Genomic DNA, 21,099 nt, shown 5'->3' with positions numbered 1-21,099 from the left:
GCCCCAGCCTACCGAGGGCCGCCGACACCGCCGGAGCCGGAGCCAGAGCCGGAGCCGGTCCCCGTACCCGTGCCGGAGCCCGCGCGCGACGCGGCGGGGCCCGCAGCCGCATCCCGTCCCACGACGAGACGCACCACGAGGTCGATGAGCCACTCCAGCGGACCGCGACCGAGGGTGAGCGCCCATACCGTGCACCCGGCGACGAGACCCAGGGTCAGCGGCAGGAACAGCCCCGCCTCGCGGATGCCGTACAGGTCGCCGGTGTCGCCGAGCAGGGCGAGGGCGACGAGGGCCCACACCACCAGCTGCAGCACGTAGGCCGTCAGGGGCATGGATCCGACCGCCCGTAGCGGCACGGCCACCCACCGCAGCGGCGTGCGGCACAGCAGCAGACAGACACCGATCGTGGCGAGGGCGAACCCACCCGACCCGATGACCTCCCACAGACCCGAGGAGTGGTCCTCGGCCGTCAGCACGGTCGCCAGATAGGGGCGCCCGGCGACAGCAGGCGCGGTCACGAGGGCAGCGCCGTAGCCGGCGAGCAGGAGAGCCCCACCCGCCGTCACGAGCGCGGCCTGCACGTCGAGTCGACGCAGGTCGAGCCGCCCGACACCCATCCCGGCGAGCAGGAACGCGATCCACACCGTGAACGGATAGTTCCACCCCACCGCCGCCGCGATCTCCGCCCCCGCGCGCCCCGCCCAGATCGGAGCCGCGTCGAGCACCGGCTGGATCCACGGCATCACGAGCCCGAGGATCCCCGCGGCGACGAAGAGCCCCCGCGCGCGCATCCCGAGGAACGGCAGGGCCAGCACGAAGAGCAGGGCGTACGCGGGCAGGATGACGTACACCGGTACCCCGGTGGCCACCAGCAGCATGCCGATGACCCAGAGCATCGCTCCGCGCAGCGCCAGTCGCGCGCCGGCGCGGGGGCGGCGCTCCGCCGCGATCGGGCGCGACCCGCCGGTCACGAGCGCGATCGAGACGCCCGCGAGGGTCGCGAACAGGATCGAGGAACGTCCGTTGACCAGGGTGACCCAGGTGTCGGGGTCGAGGGTGAGCCGGCGCTCGGTGTCGAGCAGGTGCGCGGCCAGCATGCCCAGCACCGCGAGGCCGCGCGCGAGATCCACGCCCACCAGCCGGCCCGGCCCGTCGAAACGGGCCCAGGCGCGACCGATCGGCGAGGTGGTCACTGCTGACGCAGAAGCCACACCAGCAACGCCTTCTGGGCGTGGAGGCGGTTCTCGGCCTCGTCCCACACCACGCTCTGCGGTCCGTCGATGACCTCGGCGTCGACCTCGTAGCCGCGGTCGGCGGGGAGGCAGTGTATGAAGATCGCGTCGCCGGCGGCCCGCGTCATGAGCTCGGTCGTGACCTTGAACCCGCCGAGATCGCGGATGCGCGCGATCTTCTCCTCCTCTTTGCCCATCGACACCCAGGTGTCGGTGACGACGACGTCGGCTCCGGATGCCGCGGCCTCCGGGTCGCTCGAGAGCGTGATCGATCCCCCGGTCTCGGCGGCGATGCGCTCCGCGTCCGCGATCACGTCGGCTCGAGGTGCGTAGTCGGCGGGTGCGGCGACGCGCACGTGCATGCCGGCGGTGACGCAGGCGAGGACGTACGAGTGGGCCATGTTGCTGCGCCCGTCGCCGAAGAACGACAGGGTCAGCCCCTTCAGGTCGCCCTTGTGCTCCCGGATCGTGAGCAGATCGGCGAGCAGCTGGCACGGGTGGAAGTCGTCGCTCAACGCATTCACGACCGGCACCCGGGTGCCGCGCGCCATCTCTTCCAGCCCCGCCTGCGCGTAGGTGCGCCAGACGATCGCGGCCACCTGACGCTCGAGCACGCGCGCTGTGTCGGAGGGGGTCTCCTTACCACCGAGCTGACTGTTGGCGGTGGAGATGATCAGCGGTGAGCCACCCAGGTCGGCGATGCCCACGGCGAACGACACGCGCGTTCGGGTCGACGACTTGTCGAAGATCACCGCGACGGTCTGCGGGCCCTCGAGCGGCTTCCGCGACCAGCGGTCCTTCTTCAGCTCGATGGCGAGGTCGAGGATCTCGGCCTGTTCGGCCGGGGTCAGGTCGTCGTCACGCAGCAGATGGCGGGTCACGCGGGGGCTCCTTCGAGGATCAGGGCATCGGAGACGGTGGCGAGAGCGGCGCCGAACAGCTCGAGGAACCCGGCCACCTCGGCATCCCCGATCGTCAGCGGCGGCGCGATGCGGATGGTGTCGTCGTTCGCGGCGTTCACGATCAGACCGTGCTGCTGTGCGGCGGCGACGACGGCCTTGGCGACCGGACTCGTGAGCCCGATGCCCAGCAGAAGGCCACGACCGCGGACGCCCGAGATCAGCGGAGAGCCGAGCGCGGCGATGCCCTCGCGCAGCTGCGTCTCGCGGCGCGCGGCGTTGTCTACCAGACCCGCCGACTCGATCTCTTCCAACACGGCGCCGCCGACGGCGGTGCCGAGGGCGTTGCCCCCGAAGGTCGAGCCGTGGGTGCCGGGGAAGAACAGATCGCTCGCGGCACCGAACGTGATGAGCGCGCCGATGGGGAAGCCGCCGCCGATGCCCTTCGCCACCGTGATGGCGTCGGGCACGATGCCGGCGTGCTGGAAGGCGAACCAGGCACCGGTGCGTCCGGCGCCGGTCTGGATCTCATCCACGATCAGCAGGGCGCCGTGCCGCTCGGTGATCTCGCGCGCCGCCTGCAGGTAGCCCTCGGGCAGCTCGACCACCCCGGCCTCACCCTGGATGGGCTCGACGAGCAGGGCGGCGACGCGCTCGTCCATCGCGGCGTCGAGAGCATCGATGGTGGCGTCGATGTGCTCGACGCCGGACACCATGGGAAGGAAGTCGGCCTGGAGCGCCGGCTTGCCCGTGAGGGCCAGCGCGCCCATCGTGCGGCCGTGGAAGCCGCCCTTCAGCGTCAGGATGCGGGTGCGGTCGGTGCCACGGCCGTGCAGGCGCGCGAGTTTCAGCGCCGCCTCGTTGGCCTCGGCGCCGGAGTTGCCGAAGTAGACGCGGCCCGACTCCCCCGTGCCCGCGAGGCGCTTGAGACGCGCGGCCATCGCCAGCTGCGGGGGCGTGGCGAAGTAGTTCGAGACGTGCGAAAGCGTCGACGCCTGCGCCGTCAGCGCCTGCACGAACACCGGGTGGGCATGGCCCAGGGCGTTGACGGCGATGCCCGCGAGGAAATCGAGGTACTTCTTGTCGTCGCTGTCCCAGACGTAGGCACCCTGCCCGCGCACGAACAGGGCCATCCGGTCGCCGAAGCTGCGGACGAGGTCGCGTCCGGCGTCCTCCTGCCAGGTTGCGGTGGTCATGCGACCACCTCCGTTCCGATTCCCTTGTTGGTGAACAATTCGACGAGTACCGAGTGCGGCACGCGTCCGTCGATGATGGCGGCCGTGGGCACGCCGCCCTCGACCGCGTCGAGGCACGCCTGCATCTTCGGGATCATGCCCGACTCGAGCTTCGGCAGCATGGCGCGCAGCTCCATCGAGGTCAGGTGCGACACGAGCGAGTCCCGGTTCGGCCAGTCGGCGTAGAGGCCGGGCACGTCGGTCAGCACGACGAGCTTCTTGGCGTTGAGCGCCGTCGCGAGAGCCGCCGCCGCGGCATCCGCGTTCACGTTCAACGACGTGCCCGGGTTGTCGAGGTCGGGCGCGATGCTCGAGACGATCGGCACGCGACCCGCGGCGAGGTGGTCGAGCACGGTCTGCGGGTCGACGGTGACGACGTCGCCGACACGCCCGAGGTCGTGCTCGACGCCGTCGACGACCACGCCGCGACGACGACCGCCGAAGAGGCCCGCGTCCTCACCGCTGAGGCCCGTCGCGAGGGGTCCGTGCGCGTTGACCTTGGCCACCAATTGCGGGTTGATCTGGCCCGTGAGCACCATGCGCACGACACCGATCGCCTCGGTCGAGGTCACGCGGTAGCCGCCGCGGAACTCACTGGGGATGTCGAGTCGGTTCAGCATCGACGAGATCTGCGGTCCCCCGCCGTGCACGACGACGGGCTTGACGCCCACGTAGCGGAGGTAGGCGATGTCGGCGGCGAACGCGTCCTGCAGTTCCTCGCTGACCATGGCGTTGCCGCCGTACTTCACCACCACCACCTGGTCGCGGTACTTGCGCACCCACGGCAGCGACTCCACGAGCGTGACCGCCCGTTCGCTGGCTTCAGCGGGATCGGTGTCTTGAAGATCGACGTGGGTCATGAGGAGTAGGCGCTGTTCTCGTGGACGTAATCGTGCGTGAGGTCGTTGGTGCGAATGGTGGCCGCAGCCGACCCGACGCGCAGGTCGACGACGAGGTCGGTCGCGCGGGGGGTGAGGTCGACGTCTTCGCGAGGGCGGTCGGGGCCGCCGGCGGTGCAGACGCGCACGCCGTTCATCGACACGTCGACGTCGTAGGGGTCGAAATCCGCGTCGGTCGTGCCGATGGCCGCGAGCACGCGTCCCCAGTTGGGATCGTTGCCGAAGATCGCAGCCTTGAACAGGTTGTTCCGGGCGATCGAGCGGCCCACCTCGACCGCGTCGTCCTCGGTGGCGGCGCCGATCACCCGGATGGTGATGTCGTGGCTCGCCCCCTCGGCGTCGCCCTGCAGCTGGGCGGCGAGGTCGTCGCACACCGCGGTCAGAGCGGCGGTGAACTCGTCGGCGGAGACACGGATGCCACTGGCCCCGCTCGCCATGAGCGTCACCTGGTCGTTGGTCGACATGCACCCGTCGGAGTCCAGCCGGTCGAAGCTCACCCGGGTGGCGGCGCGGAGCGCGGCATCCGCTTCCGAGGGCTCCAGAACGACGTCGGTGGTGATGACGACGAGCATCGTCGCGAGGCCCGGTGCGAGCATGCCGGCGCCCTTGGCCATGCCGCCGATCGCCCACCCGTCGCCGGTGTGGACGGCCCGCTTGGGCTTCGAGTCGGTCGTCATGATCGCGAGAGAAGCGTCCTCGCCGCCGTCGGCGGACAGTGCTGCGACACCCTGCTCGACACCGTCGAGCACTTTGGCGCGGAACACCTCGTCGCCCGTGCCGATGAGCCCCGTCGAGCACACGACCACGTCGCCCGCGCCGACACCGAGGAGCTCGGCGGCACGCTCGGCGGTCTGGTGAGTCGTCTGGAAGCCGAACGAGCCGGTGAAGCAGTTCGCGCCGCCGGAGTTGAGCACGACCGCCTCGACGACGCCGTCCTTCACGACCTGCTCCGACCACAGGATGGGGTTGGCCTTCGCGCGGTTCGACGTGAACACCGCCGCTCCCACCTTCCGAGGCCCGCGGTTGACGACGACGGCGACGTCACGCGCGCCGGTCGACTTCAGCCCTACGGCGACCCCGGCCGCTTCGAATCCGGCGGCGACGGTCACGCTCACGGGGCGACTCCATTCAGGGGAAGGGCGGTGGCCTCGTCGAGGCCCAGCGCGATGTTCATGGACTGCACGGCGGCACCGGCCGTGCCCTTGACGAGGTTGTCGACGGCGGCGACCACGATGACCCGGTTCGCTCCCCGGTCGATCGCCAGCCCGAGCGAGGCGATGTTTGCACCCAGCACGTCGGCCGTACGGGGGAACACCCCCGCCGGAAGCAGTTCGACGAAGGGTTCGTCGGCGTACGCGGCCTCCCACGCGGCGCGGATCTCGGCATCCGTCGCGCCTGCGCGGATCGGAGCGGTCGACGTGGCGAGGATGCCCCGCGACATCGGCACGAGCACCGGGGTGAAGGAGAGCCGGATGCCGTCGGCCGGGGCTCCCGCGGCGACGAGTGCCTGGCGGATCTCGGGGATGTGACGATGCGTACCGCCGACGGCATACGGATTCGCAGAACCGAGGATCTCGCTGGCGAGCAGGTTGGTCTTGGCGGCCTTGCCGGCACCGCTCGGGCCCACCGCGAGCACCGAGACGATGTCGCCCGGGTCGATCACCCCGGCGGCGACGCCCGGGGCGAGCGAGAGTGCGACGGTCGAGGCGTTGCACCCGGGGGCGGCGATGCGGGTCGCACCGCGGAGGTGCTCGCGCTGCTTGACACCGCCGACGGTGAGTTCCGGCACCCCGTACGCCCACGGCTCGGGGTGGTCTCCCCCGTAGAACGTCGCCCAGTCTGCGGGCGAGGTCAGCCGATGGTCGGCGCCGGCGTCGATCACCAGTGGTGTGTCGGCGAGCGCGTCGGTGTACTGCGCCGACTGCCCGTGCGGAAGGGCGAGGACCACCACGTCGTGCCCCGCGAGCACCTCGGGTGTCGTGGCCTGCAGCTCGAGGTGGGCGAGAGAGCGAAGGTGCGGCTGGTGCGCGACGAGCGGCTGGCCGGCGCTGGAGTGCGCGGTGACCGTGCGGATCTCGATATCGGGATGGGCCGCGAGCAAGCGCAGGATCTCGCCGCCCGCATAGCCGGAAGCGCCGGAGACGGCGACCGAGAGGGTCATGTTTCTACCTTAGGAGTCGGGGCGTGTGCTGAATCAGCGTGAACCGGGGCGGCGACGCCCGCATGCCCGACCGTCGGCGGGTTTACGAGGTCGCCGAGAGTCGGCGCGTGACCCGACGTCGACGCTCGCCACCGGTGCTCACGGAGAGCTCCTCGGGGCGCACGGTGATCGACGACATGTGGCGAGGGTAGCCGCCCCGCGGGCGGGCGGGCAAATCGGCGCGGGCGGGGGGAATGCCGAAGCGCCGCACGACGAGAGTCGGCGGCGCTTCGGATGGGACGCGTCAGTCGCGGATGGCGGCGCCGAAACGCTCGGCGGCCACCGCGACGCCGGCGAGCTTGGCATCCGTCGCCTCGGCCGCGGTGAGCGTGCGGTCGTCGGCGCGGAACCGCAGCGCGAACGTCAGGCTCTTCGCGCCCTCGGCGAGCCCGGGGCCGCGATAGTCGTCGACCAGGCGCGCGCCCTCGAGGAGCGGTGCGCCCCCCTCGATGAGCGCCGCGCGCACGGCGCCGGCCGCCACGTCGAGTGGCACGGTGAGCGAGACGTCCTGCGTCGCCGCCGGGAAGCCCGAGAGCGAGGCCGCGACCACGCGGGCCTGCGCGAGGTCGAGCATCGCATCGAGATCGAGCTCGGCGACGAGCACCCGGCCCGGCAGGTCGGCTCCGGCTGCGACCGCGGGAAGCAGCTCGCCGACGTAACCGATGTCGTGCCCCGCCGCGAGCACGCGGGCGGTGCGTCCGGGGTGGAGGGCCGCGCGCTGCGCCTGCACGAGCTCGATGTCGAGGCCGGCGGCCGCGGCCAGCACGCGCACGGCGTCGACCGCGTCGGCGAGATCGGCGGCCACGGCCGGCTGCCCGGGCTGCTTCGGCACCGTATGTCCGGCGAGCAGCACGGCGATGTGGCGGCGCTGCGGCGGGATCGAGGCGTCGAGGGCGGTGAGGGTCGCGGCATCCGGACGCACCGCCAAGGGCGGCACCGACACGGTGCCGTACTGCACGCCGGGCTTGGGCAGGAACACCGTGCCGACCTCGAACAGGGCCAGGTCGACGATGCCGCGCGAGACGTTGCGGTGCGCCACCTGCAGCAGGGCCGGCACGAGGGACCGGCGGAGGAACGGCGACAGCCCGTCGAGCGGGTTGGCGAGCTTCACACTCGGCAGCTTGTCACCCGAGGGCGAGCCGTGCAGCGCGTTCTGCTCCTCGGTGGTGAACGGGAACGACGGCGTCTCGACGAATCCGGCCGAGGCCAGCGCGTTCGACACGCGTCGGCGCCCCTGCTGGGCGGCGGTCAGCCCGCGCCCGGAGGGCGGGGTGGGGAGAACCGAGGGGATCCGGTCGTAACCCTCGATGCGGGCCACCTCTTCGGCGAGCGTCCATTTATCGGTCAGGTCGTGGCGCCACGACGGCGCGGTCACCGCCCAGCCGGCGTCGCCCTGCGCGACGGAGCAGCCGATGAGGCGCAGCGCCGAGACGGTCTCGTCGTCGGTGTAGTCGACGCCGATCAGCCCCGACACGAAGCCCGTGGGCAGCGTGATCGGCTCGCGTCGGTAGGTCGACGACAGCGAACCGCCGAGCTCGGTGTCGAGCGTGCCGCCGGCGAGTTCGACCATCAGCGATGCCACGCGCTCGGCGGCGACGTAGGGCACGAGCGGGTCGACACCGCGCTCGAAGCGGCGCGACGCCTCCGACGGCAGCTTGTGCCGGCGGGCGGTACGGGCGATCGACACCTGGTCGAAGGTCGCCGCTTCGATGAGCACGTTGCGCGTCGCATCGCTCATCTCGGTGGGACCGCCGCCCATGACGCCGGCGAGGCCGATGGGGCCCGACTCGTCGGTGATCAACAGGTCTTCGGCATTGAGCGTACGAACCTGGCCGTCGAGGGTCTCGAGCTTCTCGCCCTGCTCAGCACGGCGCACGGTGATGCCGCCCTGCAACCGGTCGAGGTCGTAGCCGTGGATGGGCTGGCCGAGCTCGAGCATGACGTAGTTGGTGATGTCGATGAGCACCCCGAGCGAGCGGATGCCGGCCAGCGACAGGCGCGTGATCATCCACGGCGGCGTCGGGCGCGAAGGGTCGACGTCGCGCACGATGCGGGCGACGAACTCCGTCGCGCCCGCGCGTCCGCGGATGGGCGCCTTGTCGTCGACCGCGACCGAGAAGCCCTGCGGTGTGCGGGCGACGGCGTCGTCGTGACCGGTCCCCGGGTCGCGGAAGGCGGCGCCCGTGGCGTGCGAGTACTCGCGGGCGACGCCGCGCAGCGACAGGGCGTAGCCGCGGTCGGGAGTGACGTTGATCTCGACGGCGAGGTCGTCGAGCCCCAGCAGCGCGATGGCATCCGTTCCGACGGGCGCGTCGATGCCGAGGTCGATCAGACGCAGGATGCCTGAGTGCTCGCTGCCGAGACCCAGCTCCTTCGCCGAGGCGATCATGCCGTCGGACACGTGCCCGTAGGTCTTCCGTGCAGCGATGGGGAACGGCCCTGGTAGGACCGAGCCGGGGAGGGTCACCACGACCTTGTCGCCCTCGAAGAAGTTGCCTGCGCCGCAGACGACGCCGCGCACTCCCCCGTTCTCGGCACCGACGTCGACCTGGCACCAGCGGATGGTCTTGCCGTTGGACTGCGGCTCGGGGGTGAACTCCTTCACCTCGCCGACGACGATGGGGCCGGACAGCTCGAAGCGGTGCACGTCTTCTTCTTCGAAGCCGACGGACACCAGCGCTTCGAGCACGTCTTCGGGAGTCGCCTCGACGGGCACGTCGACGTAATCGCGCAACCAGGAGAGCGGGACGCGCATCAGACCACCATTCCGAACTGCTCGCTGAAGCGCACATCGCCCTCGGCCATGTCGCGCATGTCTTGCACGTCGCTGCGGAACATGAGCGTGCGCTCGATGCCCATGCCGAATGCGAAGCCCGAGTACTCCTCGGGGTCGATGCCGGCCGCCCGCAGGACGTTGGGGTTCACCATGCCGCAGCCGCCCCACTCGATCCAGCGCGCACCGCCCTTGAAGGTCGGGTGCCACAGGTCGAGTTCGGCGCTCGGCTCGGTGAAGGGGAAGAAGTTGGCGCGGAAACGCGTCTTGGCCTCGGGGCCGAACAGCACGCGCGCGGCGTGGTCGAGCGTGCCCTTCAGGTGCGCCATCGTGATGCCCTTGTCGATGACGAGACCCTCGAACTGCGTGAACACCGGCAGGTGCGTGGCGTCGAACTCGTCGGTGCGGTACACGCGGCCCGGGCACAGCACGTAGATCGGCAGATCGCGCTCGAGCATCGAACGCACCTGCACGGGGCTGGTGTGCGTGCGCAGCACCAGGTGACGGGCGACCGGGTCGACGAAGAACGTGTCCTGCATCTGGCGGGCGGGGTGGTCGACGTCGAAGTTCAGCGCGTCGAAGTTGAACCACTCGTGCTCGAGCTCGGGGCCTTCGGCGATCTCCCACCCCATGCCGACGAAGATGTCGGACACCTGCTCCTGCAGAAGGGATATGGGATGCCGTGCCCCCACGCGGGCGCGCTGCGGCAGCGCCGTGACGTCGATGCGCTCGGCCTCGAGCTGGGCTGCCGTCTCGGCCTCGGCCAACTCGGCCTCGCGGGCGACGAGCGCCTGGTTCACCTGCCCGCGGGCCTGACCGACGAGCTTGCCGACGGCGGCCTTCTGGTCGGGGGCGACCTGGCGCATCTGGGCGTTCAGCCGCGCGAGGGCGGACTGGTCACCGGTGTGCGCGGAGCGGGCGGCTTTCAACTCGGCCGTGGTCGCGGCCGCGGCGATGGCCGCGAGGGCGGCATCGACGGCGGAGGCGACGGCCTCGGGGGTGATCTCAGGTGCGTCGGACACGAGATGAGAGTCTACCGACGGGCGGGGACACTCCCCCGCCCGTCGACAGATCGGCTCAGGTCGCCGAGCCGCCGCGCTGGGCGACGATCAGGGAGGTGTCGGTGGCACCCTGCTGGAGAGGCTGCACGGGAGCGGCGACGTCGCCCCGCGGCGAGCGGCGCAGACGCTTCTCGACCAGGGTCGCCACGAACGACAGGATCAGGCAGAGCGCGATGTAGATCGCACCGACGATGATCGTGGCCGGGATGATGGGCGAACCGACGCTCGGCTGCGCGCCGATGTACTTCGCGTAGAAGAGCAGCTCGGGATAGGTGATGACGAAACCGAGCGCCGTGTCCTTCAGGGTGACGACGAGCTGAGCGATGATGACCGGCATCATCGCGCGGATCGCCTGCGGGAGCAGGATCAGGCGCATGACACCCGCCTTGCGCAGACCCACGGCGTAGCCGGCCTCGGCCTGTCCGCTCGGCAGCGACTCCACACCGGCGCGGATGACCTCCGCGAGGACTGAGCCGTTGTAGCAGACGAGGGCGATGACCACGGCCCAGTACGGTTCCATGCGGATGCCGATCACGGGGAAGCCGTAGTACAGCAGGAACATGAAGACCAGCACGGGGATCGCGCGGAAGACCTCGATGACGGCCGTGAAGGGCCAGCGCACCCACTTGTGGTCGGAGAGCCGGCCGATGGCCAGGACGAAGCCGAGCGCCAGGGCACCGACCGCCGCCGCCGCGAAGGCGGCGAGGGTCGCCAGGGTGGCGTCGAGAATGCTCGCCCACACGTTCGTATAGGTGAAGGCCGACCACTTCTGGGCGGTGAACTGCCCGGTGTCGGCGAGGCGCCAGACGAAGAAGCCGACGATCGCGAGGACGACGACGATCGTCAGCACCCCGAGGATGCGGTTGCGCGCGATCGCCTTCGGGCCGGGGACGTCGTACAGGACGCTGCTCATCGTGCGACCCTCCATCGATTCTCGAGCGTTCGCTGCAGCCACGACAGGAGGAGCACCAGCGCGACGAAGACGACCATGATCCACAGGATGACGATGAACGCGTTCTCGCCGCGCTCACTGAGGTAGTTGCGCACCGACCCGAGGTTCACGATCGAGAACCCGGCGGCGACGGTGGTGTTCTTCAGCAGGGCGATGAACACGCTCATCATCGGCGGGATGACGGAGCGGAACGCCTGCGGGAGGATAACGAGCGACATCACCTGCCCGAAGCTCAGGCCGAGGGCGCGCGCGGCCTCCGCCTGACCGACCGGCACGGTGTTGACGCCGGAACGGATCGCCTCGGCGACGTAGGTGGCCGTGTAGATGCCCAGGGCGCAGATGCCGAGGGTGAGCGACACGTCGCCGGTGAGCCGCAGCCCCAACAGGGGCGGAAGCGCGAACACGAAGGCGAAGAAGACCAGCGTCAGCGGGGTGTTGCGGATGACGCTGACGTAGAACGTGCCCACGCCGCGCGCGACGGGCACCGGCGAGACACGCATCGCGCCGACGATGATGCCGATTACGAGCGCCAGCGCGCCGCCGGCGAAGAAGAGCACGAGCGTGCCGACGAGCGCTTCGCCCCAGATGTCGAGGTTGTCGGTGATGACACCCATGCGTGGTCCTTATCTCGAAGGGGCTCGGGGGCCGCGCGACACGCGGCCCCCGAACGGGTCACTCGTCGGCGGTGGGCTGCTCGGCCTCGATGCCGGAGGGTGCGAGGTTCTTATCGAACAGCGCGGTCCACACATCGCCACCGTCGTTGAAGAGGGTGTTGATGTGGTCCTTCAGCACGGTGTCGCCCTTGGGCACGCCCACGCCGTAGCGCTCTTCGCTGAAGGTGTCACCGGCGATCTTGAAGGCGTCGGGCTCCTGCGCGACGTACCCGGCGAGGATCGCCTGGTCGGTCGTGACGGCGTCGACCGAACCGGCGCGCAGCTGCTCGAGGCACTGCGTGTAGGTGTCGTATTCGACGGTGTCGCCGGGGTTGTACTCGTCGCGGATGCGCTGGAGCGGCGTCGAACCGGTCACCGAGCACACGATCTTGCCCGCGAGGTCGTCGGGACCGGAGATGTCGTCGTTGTCGGCGGCGACGAGCAGGCCCTGACCGGTGATCAGGTAGGGGCCGGCGAAGTCGATCTGCTGCTTGCGCTTGTCGGTGATGGAGTAGGTGCCGACGTAGTAGTCGACGTTGCCGTTCACCAGCTCCTGCTCGCGGTTGGCCGAAGGGATCGTCTTGTACTCGATCTGGTCGGCGTCGAAGCCGAGGGAAGCGGCGATCCACTGCGCGATCTCGACGTCGAAGCCGCCGCGCTCGTTCGAGACCGGGTCCTTGAAGCCGAGTCCCGGCTGGTCTTCCTTGACGCCGACGACGACCTTGTCGGCCGACGTCATGCGGTCGAAGGTGGGGCTGCCCTCGAGGGAGACGTCGGAGGCGACCTCCCACAGCTGGGTCGTGTCGGCTCCGTCGCCTTCGGCGCCGGGTGCCGCGCCGGGGGTGCCGCTGTTGCAGGCCGTCAGGGCCAGCAGGCCGGCGGCGACGATGCTCGCGCCGGCGAGAAAACGTGTCTTACGCATGTGATGTCTCCTTGGTTACGTGTGCTGTGCGGATGTATGGGTCTGGGGGACGGCACGGCGGAGCCCCTGGGGGGTGGGGACACTCGCGCCTCGGCGAAGAACCTCCTCGTTCGTCGCCGTCATCAGGGGAACCGTCAGTGGGTGATGAGCTTCGATAGGAAGTCTTTGGCCCGGTCGGACTGCGGGTTGGTGAAGAACTGCTCGGGCGCCGCCTGCTCGACGATCTGTCCGTCGGCCATGAAGACGACGCGGTTGGCGGCCTTGCGGGCGAAGCCCATCTCGTGCGTGACGACGACCATCGTCATGCCGTCCTTGGCGAGACCGACCATGACGTCGAGCACTTCGTTGATCATCTCGGGGTCGAGGGCCGAGGTGGGCTCGTCGAAAAGCATGACCTTCGGCTTCATCGCCAGGGCACGGGCGATGGCCACGCGCTGCTGCTGACCGCCGGAGAGCTGGGCGGGGAGCTTGTCGGCCTGGTGCCCGACGCCGACGCGGTCCAGGAGCGCGCGCGCCTCTTTCTCGGCATCCGCCTTCTTCATCTTGCGGACCTTGAGGGGACCGAGGGTGATGTTCTGGAGGATCGTCAGGTGCGCGAACAGGTTGAACGACTGGAAGACCATGCCCACGTCGGCACGCAGGTCTGCGAGACCCTTCCCCTCTTTGGGCAGCTCCTTGCCGTCGATCGTGATGGTGCCGCTCGTGATGGTCTCGAGGCGGTTGATGGTGCGGCAGAGCGTCGACTTACCCGACCCCGACGGACCGATGACCACGACGACCTCGCCGCGGTCGACCGTGAGGTCGATGTCTTTGAGCGCCTGGAACTGCCCGTAGTGCTTCTGGACGTCGGAGACGACGACCAGCGGCTCGGAGGTCGTCGGGGGAACGGATGCCATGCCCCCACACTATGAGGGCGACGCGCCGCCGACCACCTTCCGGCGCGCGCCTTAACCGTTCTGTAACAGCCGCCGTCAGCGCGCCCGCTGCGCGAATGCCGTCTCGTAGAGGCACACGCTCGCCGCCGTGGCGAGGTTGAGCGACTCGGCCCGGCCGTAGATCGGCAGCCGCAACGCCAGGTCGGCACGAGCAAGTGCTTCGTCATCCAGGCCCCGCGCCTCGTTGCCGAACAACCACGCGGTCGGCTCGGCGAGGACCTCGCGCGACGCCAGGAAGTCGTCACCACCCACGTCGGCGGCGACGACGCGAAGACCCGCCTCGTGCACGCGTTCCACGACGTCGGCGAGATCGAGATCGACGGCCACCGGCAGGTGGAAGAGCGAGCCCGTCGTCGAGCGGACGACCTTCGGGTTGTAGGGGTCGACGGTGCGTCCGGTGAGGATGACGGCATCCGCGCCCGCCGCGTCGGCGGCACGGATGATGGTGCCGAGGTTGCCCGGGTCGCGGACCTCCTCGCAGATGGCGATGAGCCGCGGGCCTGCCGCCAGCACGTCCTTCAGCGCCGTCGGCGCCTGCCGGGCCACCGCGACGATGCCCTGCGGCGTCACGGTGTCGGCCATTGCATCCAGGACCGCTTCGGTCGTGTACTGCAGGTCGACGCCGGCCTGCTCGGCGGCGTCGCGCACATCGACGTGCTTCTCGAGGGCCGTGGGAGTGGCGTACACCTCGAGGACCGTCTCAGGAGCCCACGCGAGAGCCTCTCGCGCCGCCTGAGGACCCTCGAGCAGAAAGAGTCCGGTCTCTTGACGGGCGGCACGCTTGCTCAGCTTGGCCACGGCGCGCACCCGCGGCGAACGAGGGTTCTCCAGCACGCCCTCAGTGTATGGCTCCCCCCGATGAGCACTCCGGATGCCGCGCGGACGCCGACGGGATGCTGCGCCGTGCCCAGCGCGACGCGGACCCGCCCGGGTGGGGAAACAGCGGAACGGGCGCCCTCGCGAGGAGGACGCCCGTTCCGGGAAGAAGACGCGGGTTACGCGGACTTCGGCGCGTTGACGTCGCTGGGCAGGGCCGCCTTGGCGGTCTGCACGAGCGAGGCGAACACGGTGGGCTCGTTCACCGCGAGCTCAGCGAGCATGCGGCGGTCGACCTGCACACCCGCGAGGCCGAGGCCCTGGATGAAGCGGTTGTAGGTGAGCCCGTTCTGGCGGGACGCGGCGTTGATGCGCTGGATCCACAGACGACGGAAGTCGCCCTTGCGCTTGCGACGGTCGCGGTACGCGTAGACCAGGGAGTGGGTGACCTGCTCCTTGGCCTTGCGGTACAGGCGCGAACGCTGCCCGCGGTAACCGGACGCGCGCTCGAGGATGACGCGACGCTTCTTGTGGGCGTTTACTGCCCGCTTGACTCTAGCCATTTCTGTTTCTTCCTAACGTGCGTCGGCGCTCAGAGACCGAGGAGCTTCTTGGCGACCTTCGAGTCGCCCTTGGCCAGGACCTGCTCCTGGTTCAGGCGGCGGGTGCGCTTCGAGGCCTTGCCTTCGAGGTTGTGGCGCATGCCGGCCTGCTGCTTCATGAGCTTGCCGCTACCGGTGAGCTTGAAGCGCTTCTTGGCGCCCGAGTGGGTCTTCTGCTTCGGCATCTGTCTTCCTTCGTTGGTCTTCCCGGCGGAGCGGGAGTCTGGGGAGCTTTACTCGGCGGGGGCCGAGGTGGGCGTTTCTTCCGAGTCCGAGTCGCCGCGAGCAGCGCTGCGCGCCGCCTCACGGTTCGCCGCGCGCTGCGCGTTCTGCTCGGTCTTGACCTCGGACTTGTTCTTGTGGGGCGCGACCACCATCACCATGTTGCGGCCGTCGATCGTGGGGTTCGACTCGACGGTGCCGAACTCGGCGACGTCTTCGGCGAACTTGCGGAGCAGGCGCACACCCTGCTCGGGACGCGACTGCTCGCGACCGCGGAACAGGATCATGGCCTTCACCTTGTCGCCCGCCTGGAGGAAGCCCTCGGCGCGCTTGAGCTTGGTGATGTAATCGTGGGCCTCGATCTTCAGACGGAACCGGACCTCTTTGAGGACGGTGTTCGCCTGGTTACGACGCGTCTCCTTGGCCTTCTGCGCGGCCTCGTACTTGAACTTGCCGTAATCCATGATCTTGACCACGGGCGGCTTCGAGCTCGGCGCAACCTCGACCAGGTCGAGGTCCGCTTCCTGGGCCAGGCGCAGCGCAGCTTCGATGCGGACGATGCCGACCTGCTCGCCGTTGGGTCCGACGAGACGGACCTCCGGGACTCGGATGCGCTCGTTGGTGCGGGGATCGCTGATGCGGAACTCCTCTTGTATGCGGATGACGGCCGCCGCGATCCGAGGGAATCGCGGGCGAAGAGGAGAAACACGCCACCCGGCACGGTGCTGTCAGCACCGGCTTCTGCACCCAGGCGACCCCGTGGGAAACGGAGCGGAGTGCGGGAACCCGGTAGCCTGGAACGGCAAGCGCGGGTGGGATGTGATCCTCTTTCGTACGGAGCGAAAAGCTCCGAAGCCCGCCACAGTCTAGCAGAGAGATTCACGTGGACACGATCCCCTCCGACCAGCCCGCCGAAGACCCCTCCGCGCACCGCCACGGAGCCGAAGACGAACGTCTCGCGCGATGGGAAGAGCAGGAGCGCGCAGCGTCCTCCGCCACCCGCGACATCGCGGACGTCCCCGCGGTCGAGGTCATCACGACGGCAGCCGTGCACCTCATGAGCGCCGCCGCCGTCAAAACGGGACTCGCCGACGATCCCACTCACCAGCTCGACCTCGACGAGGCGCGCAAGCTCATCAACGCCCTCGCCGGTCTCATCACCGCCGGCGCCCCCGAGATCAGTGACATGCACGCGCGATCGCTCCGCGACGGACTGCGCTCGCTCCAGCTGGCGTTCCGTGAGGCGTCGACGATCCAGGACCCGATCGGCAAGGGGCCGGGAGAGAAGTGGACGGGTCCCGTCACGTAGGTCGTTCGTTCTGGGGTAGCGGGCTCCGTGATGCCCCCTTCCCCAGGCAAGAGCAGGGCCCCTACCCCGATTGCCTGGGGAAGGGGGCATCACTGCGCCTTGTGCCGCAGGCCGACTCCGCCGTGACACCCGCAGGGTATGAGAGGTATCACTGCGCCCTGTACCGCAGGCCGACTCCGCCGTGACACCCGCAGGGGTATGAGAGGCGTCCCTGTGCCGCAGGGCGACTCCGCCGCGACAATGCCGCAATACCTTGCCCGTCGACCGGGGCAATGTCATCCGGCCCCCGACGCGGCATGAGAACAGGGGATGCCACCAGTACTGGACGCGTCGACCGAGCGAGGTCCTGTTCTCGAGCGATCGCCTGTCACGGCGCGTCGCACGCGCGTTCCCGCGCGGCGCGGGTCAGACGTCTTCGCTGCGGTGCAACTTGACGGTGAGCGAGTCGACGAGCACGGCGATGCGGTCATCGGAGGCCCACCGGCGGGCGATGCGCGCGAGCACGGCATCCAGCTCCTCCTGCTCAAGGCCCGACATCAGCTGCAGGTGCACGACGAGCTCCGGCCCGCGCAGACGACCCGTGGGGTCGCCCGACTCCACGGCGAGGTCGAGCACCGCGAGTTCGCCCGAGATGCTCTGCTGAAGGCCCGTGAAGATCAGCGGCGAGGTGTGAGCGGGTTCCCACGACTCGCCCTGGGCGATCGCCCAGAGCGCGGGGCGGCGGATGACGAACTCGGTCTCGGATCCCGGATCGATCACGATGAGCTCGGTGTCTTCGGATGCGGCGGCCAGCGCCGTGCGTCGACCGTCTGCGGGAACGGGGCGCGCCGTGGCATCCCAGGTCTGAAGTGCCGTGACGGAGGTGAAGACCGGGAGGACCTTGCGCCCGTCCGGGGCGGCGACGGTGACGATCGACAGCTCCTGCGTCTTATCGACCTCGAGCCCGTGCGCGCCGATGCCGTGGTCGCCCTTCTCGGCGACGAGCGGGATCAGCAGGCGCGCCGTGCGGTAGGCGTCGACCACCGCACGCGCATCGCCCTCCGCTGATCCGAACGCCAGGAGCGCCGAGAGCAGTGCCGGATCGGCCGACCCGTCATCGCCCGAGTGCGGATTGGGCGAGAAGCTGCGCCCCTCCCAGGGCAGGCCCGCCGAGTCGGCGCCGGCGCCGTGCGGGACGTGATCGTGCGACCCGTGACCGTGCGGACCGTCAGTGTCCGGCGACATCCAGTGCCTCAGCGAGCGTGAACTGCCCCGCGTAGAGCGCCTTGCCGACGATGGCGCCCTCGACACCGAGGGGCACGAGGTCGCGCAGCGCCACGATGTCGTCGAGGCTCGACACGCCGCCGGAGGCGACGATCGGCTTCGGGGTGCGCTGGGTCATCTCGCGCAGCAGTTCGATGTTGGGGCCGCGGAGCGTGCCGTCTTTGGTGACGTCGGTGACGACGTAGCGACTGCAGCCGGCATCCTCGAGACGATCGAGCACCGTCCACAGATCGCCGCCGTCGCGCGTCCATCCGCGGGCCGCGAGGGTCGTGCCGCGCACGTCGAGACCGACGGCGATGGCCTCGCCGTAGCGGTTGATGACATCGGCTGCCCACTCGGGGTTCTCGAGCGCCGCGGTGCCGAGGTTGATACGGCTCGCTCCGCTCTCGAGCGCCGCCTCGAGCGTGCGGTCGTCACGGATGCCGCCCGACAGCTCCACCTGCACGCCCTTGACCTGCTTGATGACCTTGCGCATGACGTGGGCATTGCTGCCACGGCCGAAGGCGGCGTCGAGGTCGACGAGGTGGATCCACTGCGCGCCCTGGCGGGCGAAGTCGGCGGCCGCGTCGACGGGGTCGCCGTAGCTGGTCTCGGTACCGGCCTCGCCCTGGGTCAGACGGACGGCTTTGCCGTCAGCCACATCGACCGCCGGAAGCAGCACAAGTTCGGGCGTGGACGCGAAATCGTTCATGGCTCCTCGCACCCTTCGGCGCATCTCGCCGAGCCGGGGCACGAGGTCACACAGTAGTCGCGCGCAGCCCGTCGATCCAATTGGCGAGGAGGCGGATGCCGGCTTCGCCCGACTTCTCGGGGTGGAACTGGGTCGCCGCCAGCGGGCCGTTCTCGACCGCCGCGATGAAGGGCGCGCCGTAGGTGCACCACGTCACGGACGGCTGCGGGAACGGCGGGGTGACGTCCAGCTGCCACTCCTGTGCGGCGTACGAGTGCACGAAGTAGAACCGCTCGCGCTCGATGCCCTCGAAAAGGCGGGAACCCTCACCCGCGGTGACGGTGTTCCAGCCCATGTGCGGCAACACGGGTGCCTTGAGCTCGGCGACGGTGCCCGGCCACTCCCCCAGCCCCGACGTGTCGGTGCCGCGCTCGATCCCGCGCTCGAACATGACCTGCATGCCGACGCAGATGCCGAGGACCGGTCGACCGCCGGCGAGGCGGCGGTCGATGATCTCGCCGCCGCGACTGGCGTTCAGCGAATCCATGACCGCCCGGAACGCGCCGACGCCGGGGACGAGAAGACCGTCGGCGTCGAGCAACAGCGAGCGGTCGGAGGTGAGGCGGGCGTCGGCGCCGGCCTCGACGAGGGCCTTGACGGCGGAGTGGACGTTGCCCGACCCGTAGTCGAGGACCGCGACGACGGGCTTGGCCGTCACAGTGCACCCTTGGTGCTCGGGATGCCGTCGACGAGGGGGTCGAGCGCCTTGGCCTGGCGGAAGGCGCGCGCGAGCGCCTTGTACTCCGCCTCGGCGATGTGGTGCGGGTCGCGTCCGCCCAGGACACGCACGTGCACGGTGAGCCCCGCATGGATCGAGATGGCCTCGAATGAGTGGCGCACGAGCGAGCCGGTGAAGTGACCCCCGATGAGGTGGTGCTCGAAGCCGGCGGGCTCGCCGGTGTGCACGAGATACGGACGCCCGCTGATGTCGACCACCGCTTGCGCCAGTGCCTCATCGAGCGGCACGAGGGCGTCGCCGTAGCGCGCGATGCCGGACTTGTCGCCGAGTGCCTGGCGGATGGCCTGGCCGAGCACGATCGAGGTGTCCTCGACGGTGTGGTGGGCGTCGATGTGGGTGTCGCCGGTTGCGCGCACGCGCAGGTCGGTGAGCGAGTGCTTCGCGAACGCCGTGAGCATGTGGTCGAAGAACGGCACCGTCGTCTGGATGTCGCTCGCACCGCGTCCGTCGAGATCCAACTCGAGCTCGATGTGCGACTCGCTCGTCTCGCGCGTGAACGAGGCGGTGCGGGGCGTGGCGGGGCCGGTCATGATCGGGATCCTATCGAGGCGAGGGCGTCGAGGAACGCGGTGGTCTCGTCGGCCGTGCCGGCCGACACGCGCAGGTGGTGGGGGATTCCCACGTCGCGGATGAGCACGCCGCGGTCGTAGAGGGCCTTCCACGTCGCGGCCGGGTCGTCGACCCCTCCGAACAACACGAAGTTCGCCCACGACTCGTGCGCCGTGTAGCCGAGGGCCGACACCGTCGCCGAGATGCGATCGCGCTGGGCGACGATCTCGTCGACCATGCCCAGCATCGTCTCGGCGTGGCCCAGCGCCGCGGTCGCCGCCGCCTGGGTCAAGGCGCTCAGGTGGTAGGGCAGACGCACCAGACGCAGGGCGTCGACGAAGGCCGGGTCGGCCGCGAGATAGCCCACCCGCGCGCCGGCGAAAGCGAAGGCCTTGCTCATCGTGCGCGAGACGACCAAGCGCGGGCGACCGGGAAGAAGCGCCACGGCGGACGGCTCGTCGCGCGGGGCGAACTCCTCGTACGCCTCGTCGACGATGACGACACCGTCGGTCGCGTCGTAGACCGCCTCGATGACGTCGCGTCGGAGCGGGGTACCCGTGGGGTTGTTGGGTGCACAAAGGAAGACGATGTCGGGACGCTGCTCGCGGACCTGAGCGGCCGCGGACTCCGCCGTCAGGGAGAAATCGTGATCGCGGTGCCCGGCGATCCATCGCGCACCGGTGGCGCGCGTGAGGATCGGATACATCGAGTAGGTGGGCGCGAAGCCCATCGCGGTACGACCGGGACCGCCGAACGCCTGAAGGATGTGCTGCAGGACCTCGTTCGAGCCGTTGGCCGCCCAGATCTGCTCGGCACCCAGGCCGTGGCCCAGGTAGTGCGCGAACGCCTCGCGCAACCCGGTGAACTCACGATCGGGATAACGGTTCACGTCGCGGAGGGCCCGGGCGACGGCATCCAAGATGTCGTCGGCGACCTCCGATGGAACGGGATGCGTGTTCTCGTTCACGTTCAGCGCCACCGGGAGCGGCGCCTGCGGTGCTCCATACGGGGTCATCCCCCGCAGATCGTCGCGAAGAGGCAGGTCGTCGAGGCGTACGGTCACCTCACCCATCGTAGGCGGCGGGCGGCGCGGCGACTCACGCGGCAT

At 69.9% G+C, this 21,099-nt stretch carries 22 protein-coding genes; 1 reads left to right on the top strand and 21 read right to left on the bottom strand.

All coding sequences use genetic code 11. The features are described 5' to 3' along the window. Positions 1 to 8: 8 nt before the first annotated feature. The 16 genes from ACXKZF_RS05585 to infC all read right to left on the bottom strand — a co-directional run bounded on the left by ACXKZF_RS05585 (position 9) and on the right by infC (position 16,063). Positions 9 to 1,211 (bottom strand): heparan-alpha-glucosaminide N-acetyltransferase domain-containing protein, encoded by a 1,203-nt coding sequence (locus ACXKZF_RS05585; protein ID WP_488985636.1) that lies wholly within the window; start codon positions 1,209 to 1,211, stop codon positions 9 to 11. Next, positions 1,190 to 2,113, bottom strand: a complete 924-nt coding sequence (gene argF, locus ACXKZF_RS05580; protein WP_488985635.1) for an ornithine carbamoyltransferase — start codon at positions 2,111 to 2,113, stop codon at positions 1,190 to 1,192. Before argF ends, ACXKZF_RS05585 begins: the two co-directional genes overlap by 22 nt. Then, positions 2,110 to 3,327: an acetylornithine transaminase gene (locus ACXKZF_RS05575; protein WP_055957744.1), complete on the bottom strand. Its 1,218-nt coding sequence runs from the start codon at positions 3,325 to 3,327 to the stop codon at positions 2,110 to 2,112. Before ACXKZF_RS05575 ends, argF begins: the two co-directional genes overlap by 4 nt. Further along, positions 3,324 to 4,226 (bottom strand): acetylglutamate kinase, encoded by a 903-nt coding sequence (gene argB / locus ACXKZF_RS05570; protein ID WP_243222568.1) that lies wholly within the window; start codon positions 4,224 to 4,226, stop codon positions 3,324 to 3,326. The genes ACXKZF_RS05575 and argB overlap by 4 nt, the downstream gene beginning before the upstream one ends. Next, positions 4,223 to 5,380 carry a bifunctional glutamate N-acetyltransferase/amino-acid acetyltransferase ArgJ gene (argJ, locus tag ACXKZF_RS05565; protein ID WP_488985634.1) on the bottom strand — a complete coding sequence of 386 codons (1,158 nt, stop codon included), beginning with the start codon at positions 5,378 to 5,380 and terminating at the stop codon, positions 4,223 to 4,225. The genes argB and argJ overlap by 4 nt, the downstream gene beginning before the upstream one ends. Beyond that, complete coding sequence (argC, locus tag ACXKZF_RS05560) at positions 5,377 to 6,426, bottom strand: N-acetyl-gamma-glutamyl-phosphate reductase (RefSeq protein WP_055957754.1); 1,050 nt, start codon at positions 6,424 to 6,426, stop codon at positions 5,377 to 5,379. The genes argJ and argC overlap by 4 nt, the downstream gene beginning before the upstream one ends. 283 nt (positions 6,427 to 6,709) lie before the next feature. Further along, positions 6,710 to 9,220, bottom strand: coding sequence for a phenylalanine--tRNA ligase subunit beta (pheT, locus tag ACXKZF_RS05555; RefSeq protein ID WP_488985633.1), 2,511 nt, complete (start codon positions 9,218 to 9,220; stop codon positions 6,710 to 6,712). Beyond that, complete coding sequence (gene pheS, locus ACXKZF_RS05550) at positions 9,220 to 10,260, bottom strand: phenylalanine--tRNA ligase subunit alpha (RefSeq protein WP_488985632.1); 1,041 nt, start codon at positions 10,258 to 10,260, stop codon at positions 9,220 to 9,222. Before pheS ends, pheT begins: the two co-directional genes overlap by 1 nt. 55 nt (positions 10,261 to 10,315) lie before the next feature. Then, on the bottom strand, positions 10,316 to 11,212 hold the full coding sequence (locus ACXKZF_RS05545; protein ID WP_055960017.1) for an amino acid ABC transporter permease: 897 nt from the start codon (positions 11,210 to 11,212) through the stop codon (positions 10,316 to 10,318). Beyond that, positions 11,209 to 11,865 carry an amino acid ABC transporter permease gene (locus ACXKZF_RS05540; RefSeq protein WP_055957761.1) on the bottom strand — a complete coding sequence of 219 codons (657 nt, stop codon included), beginning with the start codon at positions 11,863 to 11,865 and terminating at the stop codon, positions 11,209 to 11,211. Before ACXKZF_RS05540 ends, ACXKZF_RS05545 begins: the two co-directional genes overlap by 4 nt. Before the next feature lie 58 nt (positions 11,866 to 11,923). Then, entirely contained in the window at positions 11,924 to 12,826 is a 903-nt protein-coding gene (locus ACXKZF_RS05535) for a glutamate ABC transporter substrate-binding protein (protein ID WP_243222563.1), read from the bottom strand. Between the two features lie 134 nt (positions 12,827 to 12,960). Next, positions 12,961 to 13,722 carry an amino acid ABC transporter ATP-binding protein gene (locus tag ACXKZF_RS05530; RefSeq protein ID WP_055957769.1) on the bottom strand — a complete coding sequence of 254 codons (762 nt, stop codon included), beginning with the start codon at positions 13,720 to 13,722 and terminating at the stop codon, positions 12,961 to 12,963. Between the two features lie 75 nt (positions 13,723 to 13,797). After that, positions 13,798 to 14,595, bottom strand: coding sequence for a TrmH family RNA methyltransferase (locus ACXKZF_RS05525; RefSeq protein WP_055957772.1), 798 nt, complete (start codon positions 14,593 to 14,595; stop codon positions 13,798 to 13,800). 161 nt (positions 14,596 to 14,756) lie between these two features. Then, on the bottom strand, positions 14,757 to 15,140 hold the full coding sequence (rplT, locus tag ACXKZF_RS05520; protein ID WP_055957776.1) for a 50S ribosomal protein L20: 384 nt from the start codon (positions 15,138 to 15,140) through the stop codon (positions 14,757 to 14,759). 29 nt (positions 15,141 to 15,169) lie between these two features. Then, positions 15,170 to 15,364 carry a 50S ribosomal protein L35 gene (gene rpmI, locus ACXKZF_RS05515; RefSeq protein ID WP_013583375.1) on the bottom strand — a complete coding sequence of 65 codons (195 nt, stop codon included), beginning with the start codon at positions 15,362 to 15,364 and terminating at the stop codon, positions 15,170 to 15,172. A 48-nt stretch (positions 15,365 to 15,412) separates the two neighbouring features. Beyond that, positions 15,413 to 16,063, bottom strand: a complete 651-nt coding sequence (infC, locus tag ACXKZF_RS05510; protein ID WP_082485029.1) for a translation initiation factor IF-3 — start codon at positions 16,061 to 16,063, stop codon at positions 15,413 to 15,415. A 221-nt stretch (positions 16,064 to 16,284) separates the two neighbouring features. On the opposite strand from infC, the gene ACXKZF_RS05505 reads away from it, so the two are divergent. Further along, positions 16,285 to 16,710: a DUF1844 domain-containing protein gene (locus ACXKZF_RS05505; RefSeq protein WP_374108641.1), complete on the top strand. Its 426-nt coding sequence runs from the start codon at positions 16,285 to 16,287 to the stop codon at positions 16,708 to 16,710. A 405-nt stretch (positions 16,711 to 17,115) separates the two neighbouring features. On the opposite strand, the gene ACXKZF_RS05500 is transcribed toward ACXKZF_RS05505, so the two are convergent. The 5 genes from ACXKZF_RS05500 to ACXKZF_RS05480 are packed head-to-tail and all read right to left on the bottom strand — an operon-like array spanning position 17,116 to position 21,063. Then, complete coding sequence (locus ACXKZF_RS05500; RefSeq protein WP_488985631.1) at positions 17,116 to 17,934, bottom strand: SseB family protein; 819 nt, start codon at positions 17,932 to 17,934, stop codon at positions 17,116 to 17,118. Next, a complete protein-coding gene (gene priA / locus ACXKZF_RS05495) occupies positions 17,918 to 18,664 on the bottom strand; it encodes a bifunctional 1-(5-phosphoribosyl)-5-((5-phosphoribosylamino)methylideneamino)imidazole-4-carboxamide isomerase/phosphoribosylanthranilate isomerase PriA (protein WP_055957780.1) in 747 nt (248 codons plus the stop codon). Before priA ends, ACXKZF_RS05500 begins: the two co-directional genes overlap by 17 nt. Positions 18,665 to 18,710: 46 nt before the next feature. Continuing rightward, the gene (hisH, locus tag ACXKZF_RS05490) at positions 18,711 to 19,361 is read right to left on the bottom strand and encodes an imidazole glycerol phosphate synthase subunit HisH (protein WP_488985630.1); all 651 of its coding nucleotides are present in this window, start codon (positions 19,359 to 19,361) and stop codon (positions 18,711 to 18,713) included. After that, the gene (gene hisB, locus ACXKZF_RS05485) at positions 19,358 to 19,972 is read right to left on the bottom strand and encodes an imidazoleglycerol-phosphate dehydratase HisB (protein WP_055957785.1); all 615 of its coding nucleotides are present in this window, start codon (positions 19,970 to 19,972) and stop codon (positions 19,358 to 19,360) included. The genes hisH and hisB overlap by 4 nt, the downstream gene beginning before the upstream one ends. Beyond that, positions 19,969 to 21,063: a histidinol-phosphate transaminase gene (locus ACXKZF_RS05480; protein ID WP_488985629.1), complete on the bottom strand. Its 1,095-nt coding sequence runs from the start codon at positions 21,061 to 21,063 to the stop codon at positions 19,969 to 19,971. Before ACXKZF_RS05480 ends, hisB begins: the two co-directional genes overlap by 4 nt. Between the last annotated feature and the right edge of the window lie 36 nt (positions 21,064 to 21,099).

The sequence above is a fragment of the Microbacterium sp. ABR10 genome, from assembly GCF_057812175.1.
This window is presented reverse-complemented; position numbering and strand designations above follow the sequence as displayed.